Origin of the sequence: Paenibacillus turpanensis (assembly GCF_011421635.1) — a bacterium.
Taxonomy (GTDB): Bacteria; Bacillota; Bacilli; order Paenibacillales; family YIM-B00363; genus Paenibacillus_AK; species Paenibacillus_AK turpanensis.
Genome location: NZ_WTLI01000047.1, coordinates 1 through 5,339 on the forward strand (window position 1 = coordinate 1; position 5,339 = coordinate 5,339).

At 39.0% G+C, this 5,339-nt stretch carries 7 protein-coding genes; all 7 read left to right on the plus strand.

Going from position 1 to position 5,339, the window contains the following annotated elements:
* Positions 1-110: 110 nt before the first annotated feature.
* The 7 genes from GQS10_RS22620 (at position 111) to GQS10_RS22650 (ending at position 4,981) form a co-directional block, all read left to right on the plus strand.
* The gene (locus tag GQS10_RS22620) at positions 111-674 is read left to right on the plus strand and encodes an Imm26 family immunity protein (protein ID WP_166246552.1); all 564 of its coding nucleotides are present in this window, start codon (positions 111-113) and stop codon (positions 672-674) included.
* Between the two features lie 220 nt (positions 675-894).
* Positions 895-1,326: a hypothetical protein gene (locus tag GQS10_RS22625; RefSeq protein WP_166246554.1), complete on the plus strand. Its 432-nt coding sequence runs from the start codon at positions 895-897 to the stop codon at positions 1,324-1,326.
* Between the two features lie 229 nt (positions 1,327-1,555).
* Positions 1,556-2,179 carry an HD domain-containing protein gene (locus tag GQS10_RS22630; protein WP_166246556.1) on the plus strand — a complete coding sequence of 208 codons (624 nt, stop codon included), beginning with the start codon at positions 1,556-1,558 and terminating at the stop codon, positions 2,177-2,179.
* A 217-nt stretch (positions 2,180-2,396) separates the two neighbouring features.
* Positions 2,397-2,795 carry a hypothetical protein gene (locus GQS10_RS22635; RefSeq protein WP_166246558.1) on the plus strand — a complete coding sequence of 133 codons (399 nt, stop codon included), beginning with the start codon at positions 2,397-2,399 and terminating at the stop codon, positions 2,793-2,795.
* Positions 2,796-2,985: 190 nt separating this feature from the next.
* The gene (locus GQS10_RS22640) at positions 2,986-3,579 is read left to right on the plus strand and encodes a HEAT repeat domain-containing protein (RefSeq protein WP_166246560.1); all 594 of its coding nucleotides are present in this window, start codon (positions 2,986-2,988) and stop codon (positions 3,577-3,579) included.
* A 406-nt stretch (positions 3,580-3,985) separates the two neighbouring features.
* Positions 3,986-4,219, plus strand: a complete 234-nt coding sequence (locus GQS10_RS22980; protein WP_207952400.1) for a hypothetical protein — start codon at positions 3,986-3,988, stop codon at positions 4,217-4,219.
* 342 nt (positions 4,220-4,561) lie between these two features.
* Positions 4,562-4,981: a hypothetical protein gene (locus tag GQS10_RS22650; protein ID WP_166246562.1), complete on the plus strand. Its 420-nt coding sequence runs from the start codon at positions 4,562-4,564 to the stop codon at positions 4,979-4,981.
* Positions 4,982-5,339: the final 358 nt, after the last annotated feature.

Consider the following 5,339-nt stretch of genomic DNA (forward strand, 5'->3'; position numbering starts at 1 on the left):
CACAGCATTCACGCTGCGGGCTGGCGGAGAAGTAGATCGAGGAAGTCGGCCCTTGGTCCGCAAGAGGCAATTACGAGGAAGATGAATCAGCGGACAACCCTGGCGGGTTCGTGAATGCAAGAACGTTATATGACATGACCGAACAGAATAATGGGGTGATTTTTCTGGAAGAAGATACCTTTAATGAATTAATTGTAATGAAAGCTTCAAGAAAGAACCCGAAAATCGGGGATGTATTTGTTGTACAACCCCTTCCTGAGGTTTACTACTGCGGACATGTTATAGAAACAAACATACAGTCGAAAAATCCTTTTATTAATGGGATGTGTCTAGTTTTTATATATAATTACAAAACGATTAAACCTGTACTACCGAGTGCTGAAGCGTTAGAAAGAAACGGATTATTGATTCCACCGGTTGTGATTAATTATCAAGGATGGACGAAAGGGTATTACTTGACGATTGGAAACATAGCTCTCGAACAAATGAAAAATAAATTTGATTATGGCTTTTGGAGTACAACTACACGGAGATACTACAGTACTACTGGAGAAGAACTTAAACATAAGCCAGAGTATAGGGATATATATGGATTAGCAAGCTACGGTTATATAGGTAGAACTATACATAGATTACTGAATGATTTAGAACTATTTGAAGTAGAGGATATTTGAAAGTTTATCGATGAAGCGGTCACGTCATATAACACAGCATTCACGCATCGGGGGACAAGCCCCCTCGGTCCGCCAGAAGTGGTGGGCAGGGGAGAGGAATCAGGCGGACACATCCGCATCACCTAACTGCGCAAGCGCAGCCGACCTTCGGCCTTAAGGTGATGGGACGTCGAGAATGCAAGAACGTTATACGAAACCACTTAGAAGTAGGAGAAGAAACATGTTTCATGATACCGGAGAGACAGTTTATGGTTTTTTTTATAACTACGATAAGTTACTTGAGTGTCCTGAGTGTTTACACTGCATAAAGCTAAGGAAAGATAGCTCAATTCTTAACTGTTATAATTGTGGTTTTCAAAAAAACCTAAGACATAATGGCTTGTTTGCTGCTTTGTGGGGCAGAAATGATGGGATTGTGTATGGGTGTAAGTTGTTCTTGAGGACACGGGCTTGTGGACATGAACTTTGGGCATTTAACAAAGAGCATCTAGATTACTTGGAGGGTTACATAAGTAATTTAAACCGACATAAAAAGCCAAACATAAATCAAAGTGTAGCAAGTAGAATGCCTGATTGGATGAAATCATCGAGGAATAGAGTGAAACTAATCAATGCTCTAAAGAAATTAAGAAGAAAATTAGAGAAATTTTAAGTCTATGCTTCGAAGTAAGTGGCTTCGTATAACACAGCATTCACGCATCGGGGCTGAGCCCCTCGGTCCGCCAGAGGGATTTCGGAGAAGTGGAGGCAGGCGGACAACCCGCACCGACTAACTGCGCAAGCGCAGCCGGCACTTCGTGCCTTAAGTCGGTGGGGTTCGTGAATGCAAGAACGTTAGCAGAAATTAATGCAATTCATTATTTTATGAAGGTGAATCGACGATGCATTCTATTTTTAAAGAGCTCGTAGAACATATTGAATTTACAAATGATCTAAAGAATGATGTTTATTTGTTTTTAACAGCAAACAATTGCCCGAAAACAGCAGAACATTGTATTCATGTTGGAACGGAATCAAGAAAAATTGCACTTACTGTTCAAGCTAACCCTGAAGCAGCAGAAATTGCCGGTTGGTTGCATGATATCAGTGCTGTAATTCCAAGTAACGAGCGAATTGAAGTATCTAAACAATTACAGATCGATATTTTACCTGAAGAAGAATTATTTCCAATGATTATTCATCAGAAGATATCAATGGTGATGGCAAGAGATATTTTTAGTATTACAGATCAAGAAATATTGGATGCCGTTGGTTGCCATACGACTTTACGAGCTAATGCTACCTTGCTTGATCAAGTATTATTTGTTGCTGATAAGATAGCTTGGGATCAGTCAGGAGAGCCACCTTATTTGAAAGTGCTTAACAGAAATTTATCGAAATCATTAAGTCATGGGGCATTCGCATATATCAACTACTTATGGGAAAGAAAAGAAACTTTAAAGGTAATACATCCATGGTTGAAAGAAGCATATGAAGATCTAAAGAATAAAGTACATATTGAGTAGTTGACTCGAAGAGGGCATTAACATCTGCTAACACCGTATTCACGCTGCGGCCCCTGGCGGGGCCTTGGTCTGCAAGAGGCATTTCGGGGAAGTGACTTCAGCAGATAACCCTCACTGGCTAAGTCCGTCGGACCCGGGGCTGGCGCCCCTTAAGCCAGTGAGGGTTCGTGAATACAACAACGTTATATGAAAGTCCGGAAGTACCTTCAAAGATCTTATGAAAGAAAGTGAAAAAATGGAAGAAGATATTGGAAACTTTGAATTAATAACTTCAGAAATTGGGACAACATTCAGTTGTTATAAATTCAAGTTCATAACTGGATTTCGTTTCTTTAAAGTTCATAATAAATATTATGAAGAAGTACCGATCTTAGAAATGGAATTGGAATACAAAGAGGATAAAAATACTTACATAATTACATTACAATTCAAGGGAGTTCAGAACTTACACATTTCAAGTACAGCAGATTATGGAATACAACTAAGTTCTTTTGAAATCATAGATATTAAAGACGATGGTTGGTGTGATCTGAATTATAAAGTTAATGATTATGAGACCGAAAACGTAACATTTTATTGTAATCACATAGAAGTGATATCTATAAACAAAATGTAGATTAATCGAGAAGTCCGGACCTTCATATAACACCGCATTCACGCTGCGGGGCCTTGCGGCCCCTTGGTCGCAGGAGCATATTCAGAGGAGTATATTCAGGCGACACACCTGCACCACCTAAGCGCGGTCGCGCCCAGTCGGGAGCCGGCTTCGCCTATGGCTCCAAGCTCCTTTAAGGTGGTGAGGCGTCGTGAATGCAAGAACGTTAGGTGAAATCTATGCAAATGAAAGGAGAAACCAGGTGAGCAAACTCGGAACACCTTTTACATATTCAAAAGAACAACAAATGAGACATGTAAAATTTCTTGAACAGGGTATCAAACAGCAAGTATTGCTCGAATCAATTGTCGATGCTTCTGTCAAGATATATGAAAGGGATGCTATATCTGAAGAGGATTTAGAGCCGTTTGTCATTGGTATTAATTCAAATTATGTTTCTGTTTGGGGAATCTCGGGTGACAGGATCCTGAGACTTAGTAATGTGTATGACTTAGCAAGTCAACTGGCACTTAAACTAATTGAAGATAAGAGTGCCACTGTGAGATTCAATTTATTGGCGTGTATTGATAGATATGTGAACCGAGAATTGCTAATTAAACTACTAGAGAGATCTGTTAATGATAAGAGTCCTAAAGTTCGGGCTAAAGTTGCAGATATTGTATGGCGAATGCATGATGAGAGTTTGTTACAATTTCTAATTAAACGACGCGAAACTGAATTGGATGATAAAGTGCTGTCAGCAATATCTTTTACGTTAGATAATTTTAACAAGTATCGCGGTTAGGGGGATTCGAGGAAGGCATGGACTTCACCTAACGCCGCATTCACGCGTCGGGCCTAACGGCCCTTGTGTCCGCACCGAGGAATTTCGTGGAAGAGGAATCAAGCGGACAACCCTGCACTGCCTAACCGCATCGCGGCCGTTCCCTTCGGTCACTTAAGGCAGTGAGGGTTCGTGAATGCAAGAACGTTATGTGAAATCCCCGCAACTGATAAAGGAGAGAGTATAGTGTCCTCAGTTCATGATAACGAGATCTTATCCTATGAAATAGATTTAAATAATAAGAGAATTGTTCTTCATACTCTATATGAAAGTAAAAGTTTGATTGAACACACTGACGTTATTTTCGATGGTGTTCTGTGCCATATGTTTGAACACCAACTATCTGGCAGTATCATACTTGCTATAAATGAGTATGAGTTGGAATACTTTTTTTAGGAACGAAGAGAATTTAGAACTCCTTAGTAAAACTAAGAATTACGGTTGGCCAATGATGTATGAAGACGCTGCTCAACTTGAACAGAACTTAAAGCAATCACAATATAAATACATAGTTATTTTGTCTTCATATGGATTAAATGGATGGATCCTTGCAAAGGACTGGGAAATACAGGTGAAGAAAAGAGAAGAACAAAAAGTATAGAGAATTATTGCACGTGAAGCTTCGAAGGCGGGGACATCACATAACAACAGCATTCACGCTGCGGGCCGCTGTTGCGTCCCTTGGTCCGCACCGAGGAATTTCGAGGAGGTTGAAGCAGGCGGACAACCCTGCACCGACTAACCGCATCGCGGCCACTCCCTTCGGTCGTTTAACCCGGTGAGGGTTCGTGAATACAACAACGTTATGTGAAATATGAGCAGAAAGGAACAACCATTATGACCGACATAGAAATTATCGGTGATCGTCAAGAATTATTTAAAAGAATGAAAATCTCTGAAATTAGACTTTAAGGATTTATGCAACTCTTTAGATGCATGGAAAATGAAAGCAGAAGACCTTTTTTATTGCGCTAGTATATTAGAACTCCAACTAAAAAATGAATTGAAATTAGTTTCAATTGATTCAAAAGTAACAGTTAGTATAGACAGAATAAGTTCAACTTATTTGCTTCTGATAGGATATTCTTTTGAACTGCTAATTAAATCTATATACATATCAAGAAACCTACAACCTGTATTTGATCATAATCTATTGTTGCAAATTAATAGATTAAATATAGTAATTAGTGATGATGAAAAGCATTTATTGGGGAGATTGACTGATGTAATCTATTGGGAAGGTAGATATCCAACACCCAAAAAGATAGATCATTTTAAAGAGAAGCGAAATGTAATTGTATTGAGTCACGATTTAGTTATTATTCACGATTTATATGAAAGGTTAAGAGCACAGATACTTTGAAAGATGAATCGAAGAAGGCTCATACATCACATAACACAGTATTCACGCTGCGGGGCTTTCTCCCCTTGGTTGACAGATGTATAATCATGGAAGAAAGCTCAGTCAACAAACGACCCAGCCCAAGATAAGAGCTATCTAGGGCTGGGTCATTTCGTGAATACAACAACGTTATGTGAAATCAATGCAATAATTGGAAGGATTAATAAACATAATGAATAAATTCTTTCGTTACTATATCATTACGACAGTCACCTTATCTTTTATAGTAACTACAACATTTAAGGTCATCACATTAGTTGCAATTCAGGATAATACAATAGATTTCTTGGATAGTCAACATTAAATCAGACAACCTTTT